This is a genomic window from Sulfitobacter maritimus (genome assembly GCF_013346665.1).
Lineage (GTDB): Bacteria > Pseudomonadota > Alphaproteobacteria > Rhodobacterales > Rhodobacteraceae > Sulfitobacter > Sulfitobacter maritimus.
Genome location: NZ_JABVBB010000021.1, coordinates 308545 through 326423, shown reverse-complemented (window position 1 = coordinate 326423; position 17879 = coordinate 308545). Strand labels below are relative to the sequence as shown.

General features: G+C 60.3%; 20 protein-coding genes. 9 read left to right on the top strand and 11 right to left on the bottom strand.

All coding sequences use genetic code 11. From position 1 onward, the window contains the following. Nucleotides 1-7: 7 nt before the first annotated feature. Both HTT03_RS03570 and HTT03_RS03565 read left to right on the top strand, forming a co-directional pair. Nucleotides 8-1480: a leucyl aminopeptidase gene (locus tag HTT03_RS03570; RefSeq protein ID WP_174858496.1), complete on the top strand. Its 1473-nt coding sequence runs from the start codon at nucleotides 8-10 to the stop codon at nucleotides 1478-1480. Between the two features lie 7 nt (nucleotides 1481-1487). Next, nucleotides 1488-1946 (top strand): DNA polymerase III subunit chi, encoded by a 459-nt coding sequence (locus HTT03_RS03565; protein ID WP_174858495.1) that lies wholly within the window; start codon nucleotides 1488-1490, stop codon nucleotides 1944-1946. A 46-nt stretch (nucleotides 1947-1992) separates the two neighbouring features. Here HTT03_RS03565 and HTT03_RS03560 read toward each other — a convergent pair whose 3' ends face one another. From HTT03_RS03560 to HTT03_RS03545, 4 genes are all read right to left on the bottom strand, one after another. After that, nucleotides 1993-2256, bottom strand: coding sequence for a hypothetical protein (locus tag HTT03_RS03560; protein WP_174858494.1), 264 nt, complete (start codon nucleotides 2254-2256; stop codon nucleotides 1993-1995). 342 nt (nucleotides 2257-2598) lie between these two features. Further along, nucleotides 2599-3180, bottom strand: coding sequence for a retropepsin-like aspartic protease family protein (locus HTT03_RS03555; protein ID WP_174858493.1), 582 nt, complete (start codon nucleotides 3178-3180; stop codon nucleotides 2599-2601). A 49-nt stretch (nucleotides 3181-3229) separates the two neighbouring features. Continuing rightward, a complete protein-coding gene (locus HTT03_RS03550) occupies nucleotides 3230-3868 on the bottom strand; it encodes a MarC family protein (RefSeq protein WP_174858492.1) in 639 nt (212 codons plus the stop codon). Nucleotides 3869-3979: 111 nt separating this feature from the next. Continuing rightward, nucleotides 3980-5842 carry an ABC-F family ATP-binding cassette domain-containing protein gene (locus tag HTT03_RS03545; protein ID WP_174858491.1) on the bottom strand — a complete coding sequence of 621 codons (1863 nt, stop codon included), beginning with the start codon at nucleotides 5840-5842 and terminating at the stop codon, nucleotides 3980-3982. A 106-nt stretch (nucleotides 5843-5948) separates the two neighbouring features. On the opposite strand from HTT03_RS03545, the gene ndk reads away from it, so the two are divergent. Continuing rightward, entirely contained in the window at nucleotides 5949-6371 is a 423-nt protein-coding gene (ndk, locus tag HTT03_RS03540; protein ID WP_067266630.1) for a nucleoside-diphosphate kinase, read from the top strand. Nucleotides 6372-6442: 71 nt separating this feature from the next. On the opposite strand, the gene HTT03_RS03535 is transcribed toward ndk, so the two are convergent. Both HTT03_RS03535 and HTT03_RS03530 read right to left on the bottom strand, forming a co-directional pair. Continuing rightward, nucleotides 6443-6865, bottom strand: coding sequence for a DUF4112 domain-containing protein (locus HTT03_RS03535; RefSeq protein WP_174858490.1), 423 nt, complete (start codon nucleotides 6863-6865; stop codon nucleotides 6443-6445). 363 nt (nucleotides 6866-7228) lie between these two features. Then, nucleotides 7229-8140, bottom strand: a complete 912-nt coding sequence (locus HTT03_RS03530) for an MBL fold metallo-hydrolase (RefSeq protein ID WP_174858489.1) — start codon at nucleotides 8138-8140, stop codon at nucleotides 7229-7231. 44 nt (nucleotides 8141-8184) lie between these two features. On the opposite strand from HTT03_RS03530, the gene HTT03_RS03525 reads away from it, so the two are divergent. Together HTT03_RS03525 and HTT03_RS03520 are read left to right on the top strand one after the other, a co-directional pair. Then, the gene (locus HTT03_RS03525; protein ID WP_174858488.1) at nucleotides 8185-9507 is read left to right on the top strand and encodes an ATP-binding protein; all 1323 of its coding nucleotides are present in this window, start codon (nucleotides 8185-8187) and stop codon (nucleotides 9505-9507) included. Between the two features lie 69 nt (nucleotides 9508-9576). Then, nucleotides 9577-10026 (top strand): DUF4442 domain-containing protein, encoded by a 450-nt coding sequence (locus HTT03_RS03520; protein WP_174858487.1) that lies wholly within the window; start codon nucleotides 9577-9579, stop codon nucleotides 10024-10026. Between the two features lie 131 nt (nucleotides 10027-10157). Here the strand turns inward: HTT03_RS03520 and HTT03_RS03515 are convergent, their stop codons facing one another. The 3 genes from HTT03_RS03515 to HTT03_RS03505 all read right to left on the bottom strand — a co-directional run bounded on the left by HTT03_RS03515 (nucleotide 10158) and on the right by HTT03_RS03505 (nucleotide 12299). Further along, nucleotides 10158-11057, bottom strand: coding sequence for a DUF305 domain-containing protein (locus HTT03_RS03515; RefSeq protein WP_174858486.1), 900 nt, complete (start codon nucleotides 11055-11057; stop codon nucleotides 10158-10160). Between the two features lie 296 nt (nucleotides 11058-11353). After that, nucleotides 11354-11587 carry a DUF6552 family protein gene (locus HTT03_RS03510; protein ID WP_174858485.1) on the bottom strand — a complete coding sequence of 78 codons (234 nt, stop codon included), beginning with the start codon at nucleotides 11585-11587 and terminating at the stop codon, nucleotides 11354-11356. 7 nt (nucleotides 11588-11594) lie between these two features. Further along, nucleotides 11595-12299: an SDR family oxidoreductase gene (locus tag HTT03_RS03505; protein WP_174858484.1), complete on the bottom strand. Its 705-nt coding sequence runs from the start codon at nucleotides 12297-12299 to the stop codon at nucleotides 11595-11597. A 98-nt stretch (nucleotides 12300-12397) separates the two neighbouring features. On the opposite strand from HTT03_RS03505, the gene HTT03_RS03500 reads away from it, so the two are divergent. The 4 genes from HTT03_RS03500 to arsC all read left to right on the top strand — a co-directional run bounded on the left by HTT03_RS03500 (nucleotide 12398) and on the right by arsC (nucleotide 15223). After that, a complete protein-coding gene (locus HTT03_RS03500; RefSeq protein ID WP_174858483.1) occupies nucleotides 12398-13270 on the top strand; it encodes a LysR substrate-binding domain-containing protein in 873 nt (290 codons plus the stop codon). A gap of 100 nt (nucleotides 13271-13370) precedes the next feature. After that, the gene (locus HTT03_RS03495; protein WP_174858482.1) at nucleotides 13371-13703 is read left to right on the top strand and encodes an ArsR/SmtB family transcription factor; all 333 of its coding nucleotides are present in this window, start codon (nucleotides 13371-13373) and stop codon (nucleotides 13701-13703) included. 33 nt (nucleotides 13704-13736) lie between these two features. Then, nucleotides 13737-14804, top strand: a complete 1068-nt coding sequence (gene arsB, locus HTT03_RS03490; RefSeq protein WP_174858481.1) for an ACR3 family arsenite efflux transporter — start codon at nucleotides 13737-13739, stop codon at nucleotides 14802-14804. Beyond that, nucleotides 14801-15223: an arsenate reductase (glutaredoxin) gene (gene arsC / locus HTT03_RS03485; RefSeq protein WP_174858480.1), complete on the top strand. Its 423-nt coding sequence runs from the start codon at nucleotides 14801-14803 to the stop codon at nucleotides 15221-15223. The genes arsB and arsC overlap by 4 nt, the downstream gene beginning before the upstream one ends. Nucleotides 15224-15347: 124 nt before the next feature. Here arsC and eda read toward each other — a convergent pair whose 3' ends face one another. Together eda and edd are read right to left on the bottom strand one after the other, a co-directional pair. After that, nucleotides 15348-16016 (bottom strand): bifunctional 4-hydroxy-2-oxoglutarate aldolase/2-dehydro-3-deoxy-phosphogluconate aldolase, encoded by a 669-nt coding sequence (gene eda / locus HTT03_RS03480; protein ID WP_174858479.1) that lies wholly within the window; start codon nucleotides 16014-16016, stop codon nucleotides 15348-15350. Nucleotides 16017-16020: 4 nt separating this feature from the next. Further along, nucleotides 16021-17832, bottom strand: a complete 1812-nt coding sequence (edd, locus tag HTT03_RS03475) for a phosphogluconate dehydratase (protein WP_174858478.1) — start codon at nucleotides 17830-17832, stop codon at nucleotides 16021-16023. Nucleotides 17833-17879: the final 47 nt, after the last annotated feature.

Below are 17879 nucleotides of genomic sequence, written 5' to 3'. Positions count from 1 at the left end.
GCACGCCATGACTGACCTGACACCGATCACCTTTTCCGAGACTGACATTGACCAAATCGCAGGTCACGCGGGGCGACTGGCGGTGTTTCTTGAGCCTTCGGGGCGCCTAGATGTCGGTGCGCGGCGGATCAACAAACTGACGAAAGGTGCGCTGGCACGTCTCGTCGAAGGGGCGCGTTTCGCCAATCTGAAGCCGGGCGAGGTTCTGAGCCTGACCTATCCCTCAGGCATGGCGGCTGAGGCAGTCGATGTGGTGCATCTGCCGCGCCGCGCGGATGTTGCTCTGGCGCGCAAGGCCGGGGCGGCCTTGGCCAAACTGCGCAGCGATAGTGATCTGCTGTTGCTGGCCGCGAGCACTAATCGCGTTGCAGATGTCGCCTTTGGATTGGTGATGCGGGACTATACCTTCCAAGACCACAAATCAGCAGCCAAACCCCGAAAGGGCAGTGTTACGGTCATGTGCGCCAAGCCCGACGACACGCGCGAGGCCGCAGCACCTATGCTCGCCGTGGCTGAAGGCGCTTTCATGACCCGCGATCTGACTAACGCGCCCGCCAATGTGCTGACCACCAGCGCTTTTGCCGAACAGTTGGTCGCGATGGAGAGCCTTGGCCTGAAAGTTGAAGTGCTGGATGAAGATGAGCTTGCAAGCCTCGGTATGCGCACGCTTTTATCCGTAGGGCAGGGGTCCGACAGCCCCTCCAAAGTGGTTGTGATGCGGTGGGAAGGCGGCGCAAAGGACAACGCCCCATTGGCGCTTGTGGGCAAGGGTGTGGTCTTCGACACCGGCGGCATCAGCCTCAAGCCCGGCGCAGGCATGGAAGATATGACCATGGACATGGGCGGCGCGGGCGTAGTTTCCGGCGTGATGCGGACCTTGGCGCGGCGCAAGGCGAAAGCCAATGTCGTAGGGCTGGTCGGCATCGTTGAGAACATGCCGTCAGGCAACGCCATCCGCCCCGGCGATGTGGTCAAATCTATGAAGGGTGACACGGTTGAGATCATCAACACCGACGCCGAGGGGCGTTTGGTGCTTTGCGATGTCATGTGGTATGCGCAGGAGCGGTTCAAACCCGCTGCGATGATTGATCTGGCGACGCTGACAGGGGCGGTCATCATCGGCCTGGGGCATGAGAATGCCGGGGTCTTTTCCAACGATGACGCGCTGTGCAATGCGTTTCTTAAGGCTGCCGAAAGCGAGCATGAGGGCGCATGGCGCTTGCCGCTGGGGCAGGGCTATGATGACCAGTTGAAAAGCCGCATCGCTGATATGAAGAACGTCGGCGGTCGCCCGGCGGGCTCCATCACCGCAGCGCAGTTCCTCAAGCGGTTTGTCAAAGACGAAACGCCCTGGATCCATCTGGACATCGCCGGGGTCGCCTCGGTGAAATCCGAAACCACGCTTGCACCTCAAGGGGCGACAGGCTGGGGCGTGGCGGCGTTAAACCGCCTCGTAGCTGACCGCTTCGAGAAGGGCTGAGCGCAACATGGGAGCGGCTTTTTTCTATCACCTGACCCAGCGACCTTTGGTTGAGACGCTGTCGATGCTGCTGGAAAAGTCGCTCGCCAATGGCTGGCGTGTGGCCCTGCGTGGCACGGACCGCGAAGGGCTGGAGGCGCTGGATCAAGCCCTTTGGACTTTTTCGGAGGACAGCTTTCTGCCGCATGGCATGGCCGGCGGGGCTCAGGATGCGGATCAGCCGGTGCTGTTGACGTTAGAAGAGAGCGCGGCCAATCAGCCCAATTGTGTGATGGCCGTTCACGGCGCAAATGTCACCGCCGAGGAAGTCGCCGCACTTGAGCGGGTCTGCGTGCTGTTTGACGGGCATGACCCGATGGCGTTGGATCAGGCGCGCGGATTGTGGAGGCGTCTCAAAGCCGAAGGCGCCTCGGCGCAATATTGGTCAGAAGAAAGCGGACGGTGGGAGAAGAAGGCAGAGACCTAACCCAGTGCAAGCAGGGGCCAAATGGCCCCCGCTGCCGGCCGTAGCATTAAGCCGCGTTGTCCATCTCGGCTTTGGGCGCAGCAGCAGCGTTGCTGGCCTTTTCAGCCGGTACGTCTTGCGGGGCTTTGCTGACATAGGATTTTGCCGCTTGCACCGCTGAGTTGTTCACCGGATCAATCGTATCCAACAAAGCGCGTGTGCGGGCGCTGTCGACTCCGCGTTGCGCAGCCGCCCGTGCGAAAGCCTCTTCGTCGGCTGCTGATGGCTTGTTGGTCGTTTCGACAGAATTCGTCTTTTGTGCTGGCTGCACGGCTTCGGCTTTGCTTGGTGCCGGAGCGGATTGGGCCTTGCTCGCTTCCTGAGGCGCGGCGCTGGCTTGCGTTTGCGACGGCGCGTCAGACGCGCTGTCTTCCGCAGCGGGCGCAGATGTCTGTGAGTCCTCGGTGCTTTCGGAGCTTGCCGCAGGTTTGGGGGGCTGTGACTGAGGGTATGAACCGCCAGTAAGGCTTGAAAGTAACAAGATAATGTATCCTTTATAAGGTTATATTAACCTGTCGAAATATCTGAGGAACAGGGCGAAACCCTGTCGAAGTCGCGGCAAATATGGCGTCATTTTGCGGCGAATTCTTTTGATGCTGCCCGACCGGAGAGTCTAGCGGCTAAGCCGTAGCTCGCCGCCGCTGATCTCAATCCGGCCCCAACGTTGCAAGTATCCCATCCCAAGAAGCGACTGCGACATTTCCCCATCGTTCACCACCGCAGGGACGTTGTGATCCACCGCATTGCCCACCACGACCTTGTCCAGCTTCACGTAAGCCGTGCGGGTTTCCCCATTGGCAGTGCCGGCGCGGCCAAGGTATTTCAGCCCTTCGGGATCGATCCCGATCCGTGCGGCGTCGGCTTTGGTAAGCACAATATCGGTCGCGCCCGTATCAACGACAAAGCGGACAGGTGCATCGTTCACTTGTGCGGTAAGGTAGTAATGCCCATCCCGTCCGCGCGGCAGGACGATCTCGCCCTGTGCGTCGATGCGCAGCTGCTGGCTTGCGGTATCGCGGGTGATGTCTTGCCATAGCCCAACCCCCGCCGCCGCGCCGGTAAAGATCAGCCCCCAGACCGCCGCTTGCTGCAGTGTCTTGTTCATCGATGGACGGCTTTGCAAAAAGAACCAGCCCGCCACCATGGCCAGCAGAACGATAAGGTAGATCAGATGCGCAGTGTCGATAGTGGCCATGATGCCCCCCCTTAACCTATTATAGATATAGGAAGGCAGCAGTCGAATGTCAGCCGGGCATAGGGCCGGGGCCAAAGCCAAAGGCCGCGAGCCCGTCCAGCACGAATTGAACGGAAAGGGCGGCCAGCAACATCCCCAAAAGGCGGGTCACGATGTTGATCCCGGTTTTGCCCATCGCCCGTTCCAATGCGCTGCTGACCTGCATGGTCAGCGCCATGACCACCAGCGTCAGCGCAGAGATAACAATAATGGTGATCAACCCTTCGCCGCCCGGTTTTTCGCCCGTCAGCAGAATGACCGAAGCAATCGACCCCGGCCCGGCGATAAGCGGGATCGCCATGGGAAAGACCGAAGGGTCGTCATGCTCATCCTCATCCGCGCGATCCTTGCGGCGTTTGGTGCGGCGGTCGAAAAGCATGTCGAGCGCGGTGATAAACAGCAAAATCCCTCCAGCCACACGGAAGGCGGGCATGGAAATGCCGACGAAGTTCAGCACCGCTTCGCCAAAGGCAGCAAAGATCAACAGGATCAGCCCAGCGACCCCCACAGCCCGCCACGCAATCAGGCGGCGTTGCGCCTTGCTCATGCCCTGTGTAAGCGCCAAGAAAACCGGTGCGATGGCGATGGGGTCAATCACCACGAACATCGTGACAAGAGCGGTGATCATATAGGCGGTGTCGAAGGTCATCTGCTGTCCTTTATGAGGTAAGCGACATCAGATTGCACGAGGGGGGCCGAACGAGCGACCCCCCTTAATGCAAAATTTGCCATGCCGTGGCGGTAGATAGGTCTCGCCGCGCTAGGCGGTGGCCTTCTCCAGCTTTTCCTGAGCGCCCATCCAAAGCGTTTCGGCGCGGTGCAGCGCGTCCATCACTTCGGCGTATTTCTTGTTCCAGACCTCAAGCTCACCGGTTTTGGCGTCCTCGTAGAGCGCAGGATCAGCCAATTTCTTGGCCAGCTTGTCGCGCATTTCGTTGATCTTTTCCATCCGCGCTTCGGCCTTGCGGACTTCGGAGCGCAGCGCCAATACCTCGTCTCGGCTGGCACGTTTGGGCTTGGGCGCTTCTTTTGGTTTCGCAGGGTTCTTGCTGACCGGCTTTTCCGGGGTCAGCAGCATCTTGCGGTAGGCTTCGAGATCGTCCTCATAGGGTTTGACCGTGCCGTTCGACACCAGCCACAACCGGTCGGCGACCAGAGACAGCAAGTGCATGTCGTGGCTGACGAGGATCACAGCACCCGAGTAGCGTGTCAGCGCCTCGACAAGCGCTTCGCGGGATTCGATGTCGAGGTGGTTGGTCGGCTCGTCGAGGATCAGCAGATGCGGCGCGTGCAGCGTTGCCAAGAGCAGCGACAGCCGCGCTTTTTGCCCGCCCGACAGACGGCCCACTTCGGTTTCCGCCTGTTCGGGGCCAAGGCCAAAGCCCGCCAGTTGCGCGCGTAGTTTCGACTGCAGCACGCCGGGGCGGGCGGCAATCATATGCTGTAGCGGCGTCTCCTCGACGATCAACTCGTCCACCTGATGCTGGGCAAAGAAGCCAACACGCAGCTTGGATGAATTGATCTGCTTACCCGCCATCAGTGGCAAACGGTCTGACAACAGCTTGGCCAGCGTCGACTTGCCCTGACCGTTCTTGCCCAAAAGCGCGATGCGGTCGTCTTGGTCGATGCGCAGGTTTAGCCGCGTTAGCACAGGGTTGTCGTCGGTGTAACCGACCGAGCCGTTCTCGATGTTGATGATCGGCGGTGAAAGCTCTTCGGGTTCAGGGAAAGTGAATACCTTGCGCGCCACGTCCTCGGGCGCGGTGATCATGTCCATCTTCTCGATCATCTTCAGACGCGATTGCGCCTGTTTCGCCTTAGAAGCCTTGGCTTTGAAACGGTCAACGAAGCTTTGCATATGGTCGCGCCGCGCCTGCTGCTTTTTGGCCATCGCCGCCTGCAACGCGCGTTTTTCGGCACGTTGGCGGGCGAATTGATCATAGGGGCCTTGGTAATAGGTCAGCTTGCGGTCTTCGAGGTGCAGGATGCCGCCCACGGCGCGGTTCAGAAGACCGCGGTCGTGGCTGATGATCAGCACGGTATGGGGGTATTTCGCCAGATAGCTTTCCAGCCAGAGCGCGCCTTCGAGGTCGAGGTAGTTGGTCGGTTCGTCGAGCAGCAGCAGGTCCGGCTGCGCAAAAAGCACCGCCGCCAGCGCCACGCGCATCCGCCAGCCGCCCGAAAAGGCGGAGCAGGGCATTTGTTGTTCTTCGTCGTCGAAACCAAGCCCTTTGAGGATCGACGCCGCGCGCCCTTCGGCGGACCATGCGTCGATATCTGCCAGACGGGTCTGAATGTCAGCGATGCGGGTCGGATCCTCGGCGGACTCCGCCTCTTTCATCAATCGTGCGCGTTCGACGTCGGCCTCAAGCACCGTGTCGATCAACGAGGTCTCTGACGATGGCACTTCTTGCGCCACGCCGCCGATCTTGGCCCGCGACGGCAAAGAGATATCGCCACTGTCGAGCGACAGCTCGCCACGGATGATCTTGAACAGCGTGGTTTTGCCCGCGCCATTGCGCCCGACGATGCCGACCTTGTGGCCCTCGGGGATCACGGCGGAGGCTTCCTCGAACAGAGGGCGGCCTTCGACGGAGTAGTTGATTTCTGAAATGCGTAACATGAAAGCCGTTTGGAGCAAGCGGGGCCGAAGGTCAATCACGGCTTTTCATGGGCCAGACCCCATGCTAGGGAGCGCGCAAATCAACACCCGCTATGGAGTACAGCCAATGGCCCTCGAACGCACCTTCTCGATCATCAAGCCCGACGCAACCCGCCGCAACCTGACCGGCGCCATCGTTAAGAAATTCGAAGACGCCGGCCTGCGCGTTGTCGCACAAAAGCGCATCCACCTGACCAAAGCGCAGGCGGGCGAGTTCTACAAAGTGCACGCCGAGCGTCCCTTTTATGACGAACTGTGTGAGTTCATGGCTTCCGCGCCGATCGTGGCTCAGGTTCTCGAAGGTGAAAACGCCATCGCGAAAAACCGCGAAGTGATGGGCGCGACCAACCCTGCCGATGCGGCAGAGGGCACCATCCGCGCAGAATTTGCTGAAAGCGTTGGCGAAAACTCCGTTCACGGTTCCGACGCACCGGAAACCGCAGCGGTTGAGATCGCTTACTTCTTCTCCGGTCTTGAACTGGTTGGCTAAGCTTTCGGCTTACAAGACATGCGAAAGGGCTGCTTTAGGGCAGCCCTTTTTCGTTTCGATCTAGTTAAAATTTAGTTATTCAGCGTCGGATGGTGGGAGGACATGCGTCCTTCAACATCACCATCCCGCGGAGCTTTGGCGGCTTCCTTTTGCAGATGTCTCTCTAGTAGATCGACATTTCGCAACTTGGATTTCCACCCAATGTCGAAAAGATCCCCCACCAGCGGCACTGACCCAATCACGTAATCCACCCCAGCATTAACGGCCATTCGCGCCAACACGCTTTTGGGTGCGCCCATACGATGGGACTCTTTCATAATATAGGCCGAAGGGATGAGGGCGATCGTGTCTCCGACCACAGGAACGAGGCCGAGGATCGAATCCCACCCCATACGCACGCCGATGATGGGGAGTGTAAAAGCGCTATCCATGCTCTGCGCCAAACGGCGCAAGCGGGCGAGATCAGCGTCATGGGCGTGAGGTTGCGGAGCCATAGGATACCTGCGTTGTTGCACTGGAAGCCAAACGCAACGCGGGGTTATTCGGTTCCGTAATCAGCAAGCCCTATAGGGTAGACGGCGACGGTTAGATGCTCGCGTAATCGGTAAAGATCGGCTTTGGGTTGCGCGGTGGCTGCGCCGGCGTCGTGCTCGAAGTCGGCTGCGGATTGGGCGCGGGTTTTGGCGGCTGCTGGGTTCTGCTATGTTGGGCCATCGGGTAGCTCCTTTGCTGCTCGGTGGGTGAGTTGGTTCACCCATGAAACGAGCTTGGCCGGGGGAAAGGTCCAAAAAAGGGCCAGATACTGCCGAGAATGCGGCCATCGTTGCTAATTTGCGACGGTTTGCGCGTATCCGAGATCAGTTAAGACGAAAACGGGCAGTCGCTTGTAGCGAACCAAGGGGGTGAACGCTGCCCCGCCCGGTCAGATCGACCAGATGGGCCAGCACATTTCGCGTCGCCGCCCCCAGCAGCGCCGAAGGGGTATCCACGTAGATTACATTGGCAAGCTCGGCGGCGGTCGCATCTGCCTCTTGCAGCGCATCCAGTATTGACGCCTCTCGCGCGCGGCGATGGGCCATCAACCACGCCAGCCGTTCCGCAGGATTGTGAACCGGGGCGCCGTGACCGGGGTAGAACACCCGCCAGTCCCGCGCGGCGAGCCGTTCGCAGGACGCCATGAAATCTGTCAAATCACCATCCGGGGGCGAGACGAGCGATGTGGCCCAGCCCATCACGTGATCCGCCGTCAGACAGGCGTCTCCCATTCCCAGACAAATGTGGTTGCCGATATGACCGGGGGTGTGCAGCACGTCGAGTTGCCAGCCTTCGCCTGTGACAACGTCACCATCGGCCAGCAAACGGTCCGGCTGAAAACTCAAGTCAACTCCTTCGCCGCCGCCGATCTCTTCTGCGCGGGCCAGTTCTTGCATGATGGGCGAGCGCCCCGCAGTCGCATTGCCAAACGCATAGATCGGAGCCCCACAGGCGTCCGCTAAGGGCCGCGCGAGGGGGGAATGATCGACATGGGTATGGGTCACGATGATATGGCTGATCCGCTGGCCCGGTTGAATCGCGTTTTGGATCGCATCCAGATGCGCCGCGCTGTCAGGACCGGGATCGATTACCGCGATATCCGTCTCTCCGATCAGGTAGGTATTGGTGCCGCGATAGGTCATAGGCGATGGATTTGGCGCAACGATGCGGCGCAGTCCGGGCTCAAGCGTCTCGGGCAGGCCGATCTTGGGGTCAAAGTCATCGGGCGGCAACATGGTTTCACCTTTCGCAGGGGCAGGGGGCTGGCTAAGGTCTAGCCATGAATTTTGCTTGGCTCAAACGATATGTGCCGCGCGGCATCTACGGACGCGCTGCGCTGATCCTGCTCTTGCCGGTTGTGTTTTTGCAACTGGTTGTGGTGGTGATCTTTGCCCAGCGACATTTCGAAGGCGTCACCAATCAGATGACCGACACGGTCCTGCGGGAGTTGGAACTGATCATGCTCGCCGTGGGCACAGCACCCGATGCACAATCGGTGCCAATGGCGGTGCAGGCCCGCGCCGGGCCGCTTGATATGGTCGTCACCCCCGCGAACCGCCCGCTACCGCAGCGCGACAGCATGCTGTGGTATGACTATTCGGGCCGCGTGCTCATCCCACGGCTGAGAGCCAACATGGAGGGGATTGAGGCGGTCGATCTGGCAGATGATGACTTTGTCGTTCTCTATGTGGAAAGCCCGCACGGCCCATTGCGCATCCAGTTCGACAGACGTCGGATCTCCGCTTCCAACCCGCACCAACTGTTTGTCCATACGGTGTTCTTTGGGGTGGTGATGTCGATCATCGCGTCGATTTACCTGCGCAATCAACTGCGTCCGATCAAACGGCTCGCCCGTGCGGCAGAGGCGTTTGGACGGGGGCGCCATGAGCCTTACACCCCGGCAGGAGCGGTCGAAATTCGCGCAGCCGGCAATGCCTTTGTCGATATGCGTGCGCGCATTGAGCGGCAGATTGAACAGCGCACCTTGATGCTGTCGGGGGTAAGCCATGATCTGCGCACCCCGCTGACACGGATGCGCTTGGGCCTGTCGATGATTGACGAAGAAGACGCAGCCCCACTGATGGCTGATGTGGACGACATGCAGCGCATGTTGGATGAGTTTCTAAATTTCGCCAAAGGCGCGTCAGAGGGTGAGCCAGAGCGCGTGGCACCGCATGAATTCGTGGCCGAAATCGTCGAAGAGGCGCAGCGCGGCGGGCGTGCCGTGGTGCTCCTGCCACCTGAGGGTGAGGGCGAAGGCACAGTGAAACTGCGGCGTGTGGCTATGCGGCGGGCGGTGGACAACCTGATCTCGAATGCCGTGCGCTATGGCGCGCGAGCGGAAGTGTCGGTCATGCTCAGCGACCGCACCCTGCGTATTCGGGTTGAGGACGATGGCCCCGGTATTCCCGAAGACCGCCGCGAGGAAGCAACTCGCCCGTTCTCGCGCCTGGATCCTGCGCGCAATCAGGACAAGGGCGGCGGAGTTGGCCTTGGTTTGGCCATCGCCACAGACATCGCGCGCGCCCATGGCGGGGTGTTGCGTTTAGGCGAGTCGACACGGCTTGGCGGTCTGCGGGCGGATATCGTGATCGCACGGTGACCCGGCGGCATGATTGTGTGCTGGGCAGACCTTTGCCAGAGTAAGCCCATACGCAAGCGGAGCGCACCCATGACCCCTTATGACATGATCAAAGCCCACCTCGATTCAGCAGTCCCCTTTGCGGCCCATGTCGGGGTGAAACTGCTCGACATCGGTGACGGGACCGCAAGCGCCAAGTTGGTGCAGCGGCATGAGACGTCCAACCATATCGGCACACAGCACGCAGGTGCGATGTTTACCTTGGGCGAGGCGGCTTCGGGTGCTGCCATGGCCGGGGCGATTGCGCCGGTGATCATGGACATGCGGCCCGTCGCGGCCATGGGCAAGATCGCGTTCAAAAAGATCGCCGAAGGCACGCTGACAGCCCATGCTAAGACCTCTCGTCCCGGCGCTGATCTGCTGTTGACCCTCCGAGAAGAGGGGAAAGTCGCCTTTGACGTGACAGTCGACATTCAGAATGAGGCAGGCGACACCGTGGTGGAGATGATGGTGAACTGGCACGTTAGCGCCAAGCGTTGAGGTTACGACGGCAAAGCGGCCATTCCCTGCAACAATCGAGATCACCCGGAATTTGGCCGGAACATCACCACCGCTAGCGCAATATCAAAAGTGAACCGCGCGCTTTCCGGCACATCTCGCCCTCGCCAAACTTACATTTCGTTCTGACAGTCCAAAAAGCCGCGATAGCCAACGGTTAAACCACGGTCGAGATGGAACTTCATCTCAGCTTCCGAGCGGCGCAGATTGCTTTCGGTGTCGGTCCAGTCAGCGCCGGCGATGGGTGTAACGGTAACATCGACGCCATCGGCGGTGAACCGAGCCCCATCCGCAAGTGCGGCTTCGTTGATATCCTCATCGGATTGCAGTTCGATCAAGGTGCCTGACAGTTTGATGCCGCCGGTATTTCCAGCCATCACGAGGCTTGGCTCACCTTCGTTGGTCCGGCTAAACTGACAGGTGGCAGTGCCGAGCAGGCTCTCGACATCTTCAGCGGTCAGCCCCGCCGGGTCGAGTCTGGCAATTTCCGCTGACGAAAGCGCGGCATCCAGCGTACCGACTTCGGGCTGGCTTCCTGTCTCGCCCAGCTCCGGATCGACCGCATCACCATTCTCCTCGATATCGGCAATCAGACTGCGCATCTCGGCGATCTCTTTGCGCTGTGCCGCGATGATGTCGTCCGCAAGCTTGCGCACCCGCGGGTCAGAGATGTCCGCCCGCTCGGAGGTCATGATCGCAATCGAATGGTGCGGGATCATGGCGCGCATATAGCTGGTATCGCCCACGGTGACCTGACTGCGGACCAGCCATAGGGTCAGCGCGAAGACCAAGATAGAGCCGAGGTAAATCGCGATATTGATCGCCTTATTCGCATACATCGACAACATGAAGCTTAACATGATGACCGCCATAACGGCCCCCATCAACAGTGCCATATAGGTCCGCGTTTCGCTAAAGAAGACGTGTTCGAAAGCGTAGGTGTTTAAATACATCAAACCGAACATCACGATGGTTGAGGTCGCGATCATCGCGGCAAAACGCCAGTAGGACATGGGGTGGTCTCCTTTGCAATATGAGCGCAGGATGTTCCTTTGCGCCGTGGTATCTCGGGGCAGCGGGCTAAAAATCGCCGGGCAAATGAGCTGCTAAATCACGCTCGCCATAGGCGCCTAGGACGGTTCCAATGCTCCCTTATAATAGGTTAACGGGTCACCGTGATGTCAGTTCCCACCTGTGGAAGTGGGAACCGGGGAAACATTAGACCAAAGGAGCTTTCCTGAAACGGTTGGCGCGGGGGCAACTGCGTGACGTCATATAGCTATATCGGGCAGGGTGCGCGGACGCCCCTCTAACCTTGGCTCATCCCCACCAGCATCGCCCCAAGGGCAGCGATGTGAATCAACATGATTGCACGATCATTCCAAAGAACGCCCACCGCAAACCAACCAAGAACGCCGACTAGGAACAGATAGAGGTTCCAAGGTGTCCAGCCAAATGCAGTCGCTGTATAGCCCATGATCTGAATCAGCGACGCTGCCCATTCTACCAAGAATGCGGCGCGCCCCGTTGAGGGCGCAGCCATCGTAATATCAGACGGCACGGGTCAGCCCGCCATCGATCCGCAGGTTTTGCCCGGTCATGTAAGCGCCCCCGTCGGAAGCCAGCCATGAGATCAACGACGATACCTCATCCGCCTTCCCATACCGCCCCATAGGGATACGTGCGCGGCGGTCCTCGGTTTCAGGCAGACTGTCGATAAAACCGGGAAGGACATTGTTCATGCGGATGTTCTCTATTGCGTATTTGTCAGCGTACAGCTTGGCAAAGGCCGCCAGCCCCGCGCGAAACACGCCAGAGGTGGGAAAGAGCGGATCTGGCTCAAATGCAGCGAAGGTTGAGATATTTACAATCGCGCCGCCACCCTGCGCCTGCATGAGCGGCGTCACAAGCCGGGTGGGCCGGATAACGTTGAGCAGATAGACCTCCATGCCCAAGTGCCAATCTTCGTCTGAGATATCCAGCACCGGTCCCTTGGGGCCATGCCCGGCAGAGTTCACCAAGACATCGACGCGTCCCCAACGTTCCATTGCGCCGTCCACCAAGGCGGTAATGTCATCATCTGACTGGTTTGACCCGGTGACGCCGAAACCGTCCAATTCCGCGCCAAGCGCTTCGCCTTTGCCTGACGACGATAATATCCCGACCCGAAATCCGTCTGCGGCCAATCTGCGGGCCGCGTCTGCTCCCATGCCGCTGCCGCCTGCGGTGATAAGGGCTATTTTCTCTACTGACATTGGACTCTCCGCTATTGTTCTTATCCATACTTAGGGAGATTTGACGATTATTACGCGCAAGAATTGATGTTATCTGATAATAGCAATACTATCGCCAGATGACCCAAATCCCGCCACTGAACGGTCTGCGTGCCTTTGAAGTAGCTGGCAGGCACCTTAACTTTCGCGCCGCCGCTGATGAGATGGGCGTGACGCAAGCTGCTGTCGCCCAGCATGTCAGGCACCTAGAAGCGCATTTAGGAGTCGCCTTGTTTGAGCGATTGCCCAAAGGACTGGCGTTCACGTCGGCGGGGCGCCGCTACCACGGACGAGTCGCGATGGCGTTTGAGGAATTGCGTGTGGCGACCGCCGCCCTGCGCCCGGCACCTGATCGGGTTTTGGTCAGCGTCACGCCAACCTTTGCAGCCAAATGGCTGATCCCAAACCTGCCGGACTTTGCTGTCACCCATCCTGACATTGATCTGCAAATCCTTGCTACTGAGAAGGTTTCCAGTTTCCACGGCGACGGGATCGACTTGGCCGTCCGGCAGGGGCAACCGCCATTCGGTGCATCGCTGGACGCTGTCCGCCTATTTCACCAAGAGATCATCGCCGTAGCGGCCCCATCGCTTATCGGGTCGCAGCAATTGCCCCTCGCACCGGATGTGCTTGCGCAGATCCCGAAACTGCATGATGCGCATGACCTTTGGCCCGCCTATCTAAAACGCCTGAAGATCGAAGACCTTGGGGGCCACGGGTTGCGGCTCAGCCAAACCGCTCTGGCCATGGACGCAGCGCTGTCGGGGCAGGGCGTGGCTCTGGTCAACAGCTTCCTTGCGCAGCGCGATATTGCGGCAAATCATTTGGTCCAACTGCGTCCTGAGACGCTTTCTGGCGACGATCACTTTTACCTGCTGGCACGGCGAGGGTCCAAACGGAGCGCAGCTATTCAGACTGTTCTCGAATGGTTCGTGTCAAAGGCGGATGCCTGACCGCCACTTGTCGCCTTGCACCGAAGGGGAGGGTTCAGGAGTACCTTACATGCGCAAAAATCGCTTGACCCAGATCTGACGTATCAATAGTTCACGATATATGGATAAGAATCTCGCCCTCGATGCTTTCGCCGCGCTCAGTCAGCCTACTCGGCTGGATGTCTTCCGTCTGCTGGTAAAGGCTGGCGAGACAGGGATGACAGCAGGTGAGATAAGCGACACCCTTGAGGTGCGTCAGAACACAATGTCCGCCAACCTTAGCATCCTGTCCCGCGCCAATCTGATCCGGAGTAAGCGAGAGGGCCGCAGCATCCGCTATTTTGCTGACATGGATGGGATGCGCGGGCTCTTGGCCTTCCTCATGGAAGATTGCTGCGGTGGGCGGCCTGATCAGTGTCAGCCCGTCATTAATGAGATCGCTTGCGCCTGCTAATACAAAAACCTTTCAATTGGATAGTTGCCCGATATGACCGATACAACACTTCCTGCAGCGGCGGGTCTGGGAACCTTTGAACGCTGGCTGTCCATTTGGGTGGCGCTTGCCATCGGTGGCGGGTTGCTGCTGGGCAATATTTTTCCGGAGCTGTTCTCCTTTCTCGCCGCGTTGGAGGTGGCCTCGGTCAACCTGCCTGTGGCGCTGCTGATCTGGGCCATGGTCTATCCGATGATGGTCGGCGTGGACTTTGGCGCGCTGCGTCAGGTCGGAGACAAGCCAAAAGGGCTGGTCGTGACCTTGGTCGTCAACTGGCTGATCAAACCCTTCACAATGGCCGCTCTTGGTGTGCTGTTCTTCGAGTATGTCTTTGCGGGCCTGATCCCGCCGGACGACGCGCAGGCCTACCTTGCGGGGGTTATTCTGCTGGGGGCCGCACCCTGCACTGCGATGGTCTTTGTGTGGTCAAACCTGACGCGGGGGGATGCGACCTATACGCTGGTGCAGGTGAGCGTAAACGATGTGATTATGGTCTTCGCCTTTGCGCCGATCGTTGCCTTTCTGCTTGGTGTCACGGATATTGTCGTGCCGTGGGATACGCTGCTACTGTCGGTTGGCCTTTATGTCATGCTGCCGCTGCTGGTCGGGTATCTGACGCGCGGGAAACTGGTGGCTCAGGGTGGTGAGGCGGCGGTGGATGCCTTCAAATCCCGCGTGCAACCGTTCTCGATCATCGGGCTGTTGGTGACGGTGGTGCTGCTGTTCGGGTTTCAGGGCGAGGTCATTTTGGACCGTCCCTTGGTCATCGTGCTGATCGCCGTGCCGCTGCTGATCCAGTCCTACGGCATCTTCTTTCTGGCCTATGCTGCGGCGCGGGCATGGCGCATTCCGTTCAACGTAGCCGCACCCTGCGCCCTGATCGGTACGTCCAATTTCTTTGAGCTGTCGGTTGCCGTTGCAATTAGCTTGTTCGGGCTGGGGTCGGGGGCTGCCTTGGCGACTGTCGTCGGCGTTCTGGTGGAAGTGCCGGTGATGCTTTCTCTCGTCGCATTTGCGAACCGGACACAACATTGGTTTCCTAGGGAAGGGAGTGCTGCATGAGCATCGTGATCCACCACAACCCCCACTGCGGCACCTCGCGCAATGTGCTGGCGATCATTGAGGCATCGGGCGAGACGCCAGTGGTCATCGACTACCTGAAAACTGGCTGGACCCGCCCGCAGCTTCTGGGGCTCTTCGCGGCCGCTGGCCTGACGCCCCGCAGTGCTCTGCGGACGACGAAATCACCGGCGGAGGAACTGGGGCTGCTTGATCCGTCTGTCGATGACGAAACGCTGCTCGCGGCCATGTTGGAGCATCCGGTTCTGGTCAACCGTCCCATTGTCTGCGCGCCCAAGGGCGTGCGGCTGTGCCGCCCGAGCGAGACCGTGCTGGAGCTTCTCGACCACCTGCCACCCGGTCCGATGTCAAAAGAGGATGGCACGCTGTTGATTGACGCCGACGGGCAGCGCGTCGGTTGAAACCCGCAACCGCGAAGGCGCGGATGGGAACGCGTAAATTGAACAAAAGGAACGGGGTTTCCCGATCTTTGTTGTGGTTGGCCTAAAGCGTTGAAAGTCATATCGGTCATACAGACTGCCGATCTTAGCTCTCTACACAATCAGACCGCGCCCCCAGCCCTGCAGCGTCGCGGGCGAGGGCCTCGATCCCGGCCCAATCCCGCGCGCTGACAAGCGCCGCTGGCGCGACCCAGCTTCCCCCAACACAGCGCACATTCGGCAGTGACAGATAGCCTGTTGCCTTCTCCAGTCCGATCCCGCCGGTGGGGCAAAAGGCGATTTGGGGTAGGGGGGCGCCAATGGCCTTAAGGGCTGGTGCGCCGCCGGAGGCTTCGGCAGGGAAAAACTTCTGCATGTCGTATCCGCGCACCAAGAGCCGCATCGCTTCGCTGGCAGTGGCGGCACCGGGCAAAAGCGGCAGGCCTTCTGCCGCGCAGGCGGCCAGAAGGTCGTCTGTGGCACCGGGCGACACACCAAAGCTCGCGCCCGCCGCCTTGGCTGCGCGCACGTCCTCTGGCGTGATCAGGGTTCCGGCCCCGACATGTCCACCTGCGACCTCGCGCATGGCGCGGATCGCGTCCAATGCTGCCGGTGTTCGCAACGTGACTTCAAGCACCGGCAGGCCACCAGCCACCAAGGCCTCAGCCATGGGGCGCGCGGTTGTTGCATCCTCAACGACCAGCACCGGAACAATCGGTGCCAAGCCGCAGATCTCGCGCATGTGCCGGCTTGCCTCTGTGGGGGACAAGGTCATGGGTCTAACCTCCGAATATGGTAGCACCGGTGGTGGCAGAGCCCACCGTGGCGCGGAATGTTGCAAAAAGCTCGCGGCCCGTCCCGGTCGCACTGGCGGAGAGGTCAGCCGTCGGGACAGGCCGTTGCAAAACCCCATCTGTCAGGATGTCGAGCGTGCCTTGCTCAGCGTCGACCCGCAGCCGGTCGCCATCCTGAAGCTGCGCGATTGGCCCGCCGTCTACTGCCTCCGGACAGACATGAATGGCCGCAGGCACTTTGCCGGACGCGCCGGACATGCGCCCGTCGGTGACAAGAGCCACCTTCTGCCCACGCCCCTGCAAGATCGACAGGAGCGGCGTGAGGCTGTGCAATTCGGGCATGCCGTTGGCCTTGGGCCCCTGAAAGCGCACGACGACGTTCAGATCGCCAGTCAACTCGCCCGCTTTGAAGGCAGTTTTCACCGCATCCTGATCATGGAACACCCGCACAGGTGCTTCGACAATACGGTGTTCTTGAGCCACGGCTGAGACTTTGATCACGCCGGTGCCAAGTGAGCCGGAGAGACGCTTGAGCCCCCCGGAGCTTTGAAACGGGTCGCGGGCTGGACGCAGGATCTTGTCGTTCAGGCTTTCGCTCGCGCCCCTGCGCCACTCCAGCTTATCTTCGGCAAAGACGGGATCTTTGGTGTAATGTTCCAACCCTTCTCCGGCGACTGTCTTGGTGTCTGGGTGCAGTAGACCCGCGCCCAGCAGATCTCCGATCATGTAGCCGAGCCCACCCGCTGCGTGAAAGTGGTTCACATCGGCCAGACCGTTGGGATAGACGCGCGCCATCAGGGGCGTGATGTCGCTAAGCTCGGAGAAGTCTTCCCAGTCGAGGATGATTCCGCCCGCGCGGGCCATGGCGATCAGGTGGATCAGCAGATTTGTGGAGCCGCCGGTGGCATTGAGCCCAATGATTCCGTTCACAAAGGCGCGCTCGTCCAGAATATCGCAGACCGGGGTGTACTCATTGCCGAGCGCGCTAAGGCGCAGCGCGCGTTTGGCGCCTTCGCGGGTCAGCGCTTCGCGCAGACCAGAACTGGGCGGGACGAAGCTGGCGCCGGGCAGATGCAGCCCCATGAATTCCATCAGCATCTGGTTGGTGTTGGCCGTGCCGTAAAAGGTGCAGGTGCCCGGACCGTGATAGGCGGCCATTTCGGCGGCCATCAGCGCCTCGCGGCCCACTTCCCCAGCCGCGAACTGCTGACGGACCTTGGCCTTCTCGTCATTGGACAAGCCGCTTTTCATCGGCCCCGCTGGCATGAAGACCGCGGGCAGATGGCCGAAAGCCTGCGCCGCGATCACCAGGCCCGGCACGATCTTGTCGCAGACGCCTAGAAACACAGCTGCGTCGAAGGTGTTGTGACTGAGCGCCACAGAGGCGGCCAGCGCGATCACGTCGCGCGAAAACAGCGACAGTTCCATCCCGGCCTCGCCCTGCGTGACCCCATCGCACATGGCCGGCACCCCACCTGCAACCTGCGCCGTGCCGCCTATTTCGCGGGCCGCTGCGCGGATCAGCTCCGGGTAGCGCTCAAACGGCTGATGGGCCGAAAGTATGTCGTTATAAGCGGTGACAATCCCGAGGTTGCCGGCGCTGGTGGTGGCCAGGCGGTCCTTGTCGGGGCCGGAGGCGGCATAGGCATGGGCCTGTCCGCTACAGGACAGATGCGCGCGGGCGGGGCCTTTCGCGCGGGCCGTTTCCATTCGGGCCAGATAGGCGCTGCGGCAGGCTTCGCTGCGGGCGATTACCCGGTCGGTCACCCGTTTCACGGTGTCGTTCATGGTGGTCATCTTAGGTCTCCTTTCCGTCGGCGCGCGTGCAGGGGCAGGGCGCCGGG

Bases quoted from the DNA above. Each gene is read 5' to 3' on its own strand.
- HTT03_RS03570 (WP_174858496.1), top strand. From the start codon at position 8: ATGACTGACCTGACACCGATCACCTTTTCCGAGACTGACATTGACCAA.
- HTT03_RS03565 (WP_174858495.1), top strand. From the start codon at position 1,488: ATGGGAGCGGCTTTTTTCTATCACCTGACCCAGCGACCTTTGGTTGAG.
- HTT03_RS03555 (WP_174858493.1), bottom strand. From the start codon at position 3,180: ATGGCCACTATCGACACTGCGCATCTGATCTACCTTATCGTTCTGCTG.
- HTT03_RS03550 (WP_174858492.1), bottom strand. From the start codon at position 3,868: ATGACCTTCGACACCGCCTATATGATCACCGCTCTTGTCACGATGTTC.
- HTT03_RS03545 (WP_174858491.1), bottom strand. From the start codon at position 5,842: ATGTTACGCATTTCAGAAATCAACTACTCCGTCGAAGGCCGCCCTCTG.
- ndk (WP_067266630.1), top strand. From the start codon at position 5,949: ATGGCCCTCGAACGCACCTTCTCGATCATCAAGCCCGACGCAACCCGC.
- HTT03_RS03535 (WP_174858490.1), bottom strand. From the start codon at position 6,865: ATGGCTCCGCAACCTCACGCCCATGACGCTGATCTCGCCCGCTTGCGC.
- HTT03_RS03530 (WP_174858489.1), bottom strand. From the start codon at position 8,140: ATGTTGCCGCCCGATGACTTTGACCCCAAGATCGGCCTGCCCGAGACG.
- HTT03_RS03525 (WP_174858488.1), top strand. From the start codon at position 8,185: ATGAATTTTGCTTGGCTCAAACGATATGTGCCGCGCGGCATCTACGGA.
- HTT03_RS03520 (WP_174858487.1), top strand. From the start codon at position 9,577: ATGACCCCTTATGACATGATCAAAGCCCACCTCGATTCAGCAGTCCCC.
- HTT03_RS03515 (WP_174858486.1), bottom strand. From the start codon at position 11,057: ATGTCCTACTGGCGTTTTGCCGCGATGATCGCGACCTCAACCATCGTG.
- HTT03_RS03510 (WP_174858485.1), bottom strand. From the start codon at position 11,587: ATGGCTGCGCCCTCAACGGGGCGCGCCGCATTCTTGGTAGAATGGGCA.
- HTT03_RS03505 (WP_174858484.1), bottom strand. From the start codon at position 12,299: ATGTCAGTAGAGAAAATAGCCCTTATCACCGCAGGCGGCAGCGGCATG.
- HTT03_RS03500 (WP_174858483.1), top strand. From the start codon at position 12,398: ATGACCCAAATCCCGCCACTGAACGGTCTGCGTGCCTTTGAAGTAGCT.
- HTT03_RS03495 (WP_174858482.1), top strand. From the start codon at position 13,371: ATGGATAAGAATCTCGCCCTCGATGCTTTCGCCGCGCTCAGTCAGCCT.
- arsB (WP_174858481.1), top strand. From the start codon at position 13,737: ATGACCGATACAACACTTCCTGCAGCGGCGGGTCTGGGAACCTTTGAA.
- arsC (WP_174858480.1), top strand. From the start codon at position 14,801: ATGAGCATCGTGATCCACCACAACCCCCACTGCGGCACCTCGCGCAAT.
- eda (WP_174858479.1), bottom strand. From the start codon at position 16,016: ATGACCTTGTCCCCCACAGAGGCAAGCCGGCACATGCGCGAGATCTGC.
- edd (WP_174858478.1), bottom strand. From the start codon at position 17,832: ATGACCACCATGAACGACACCGTGAAACGGGTGACCGACCGGGTAATC.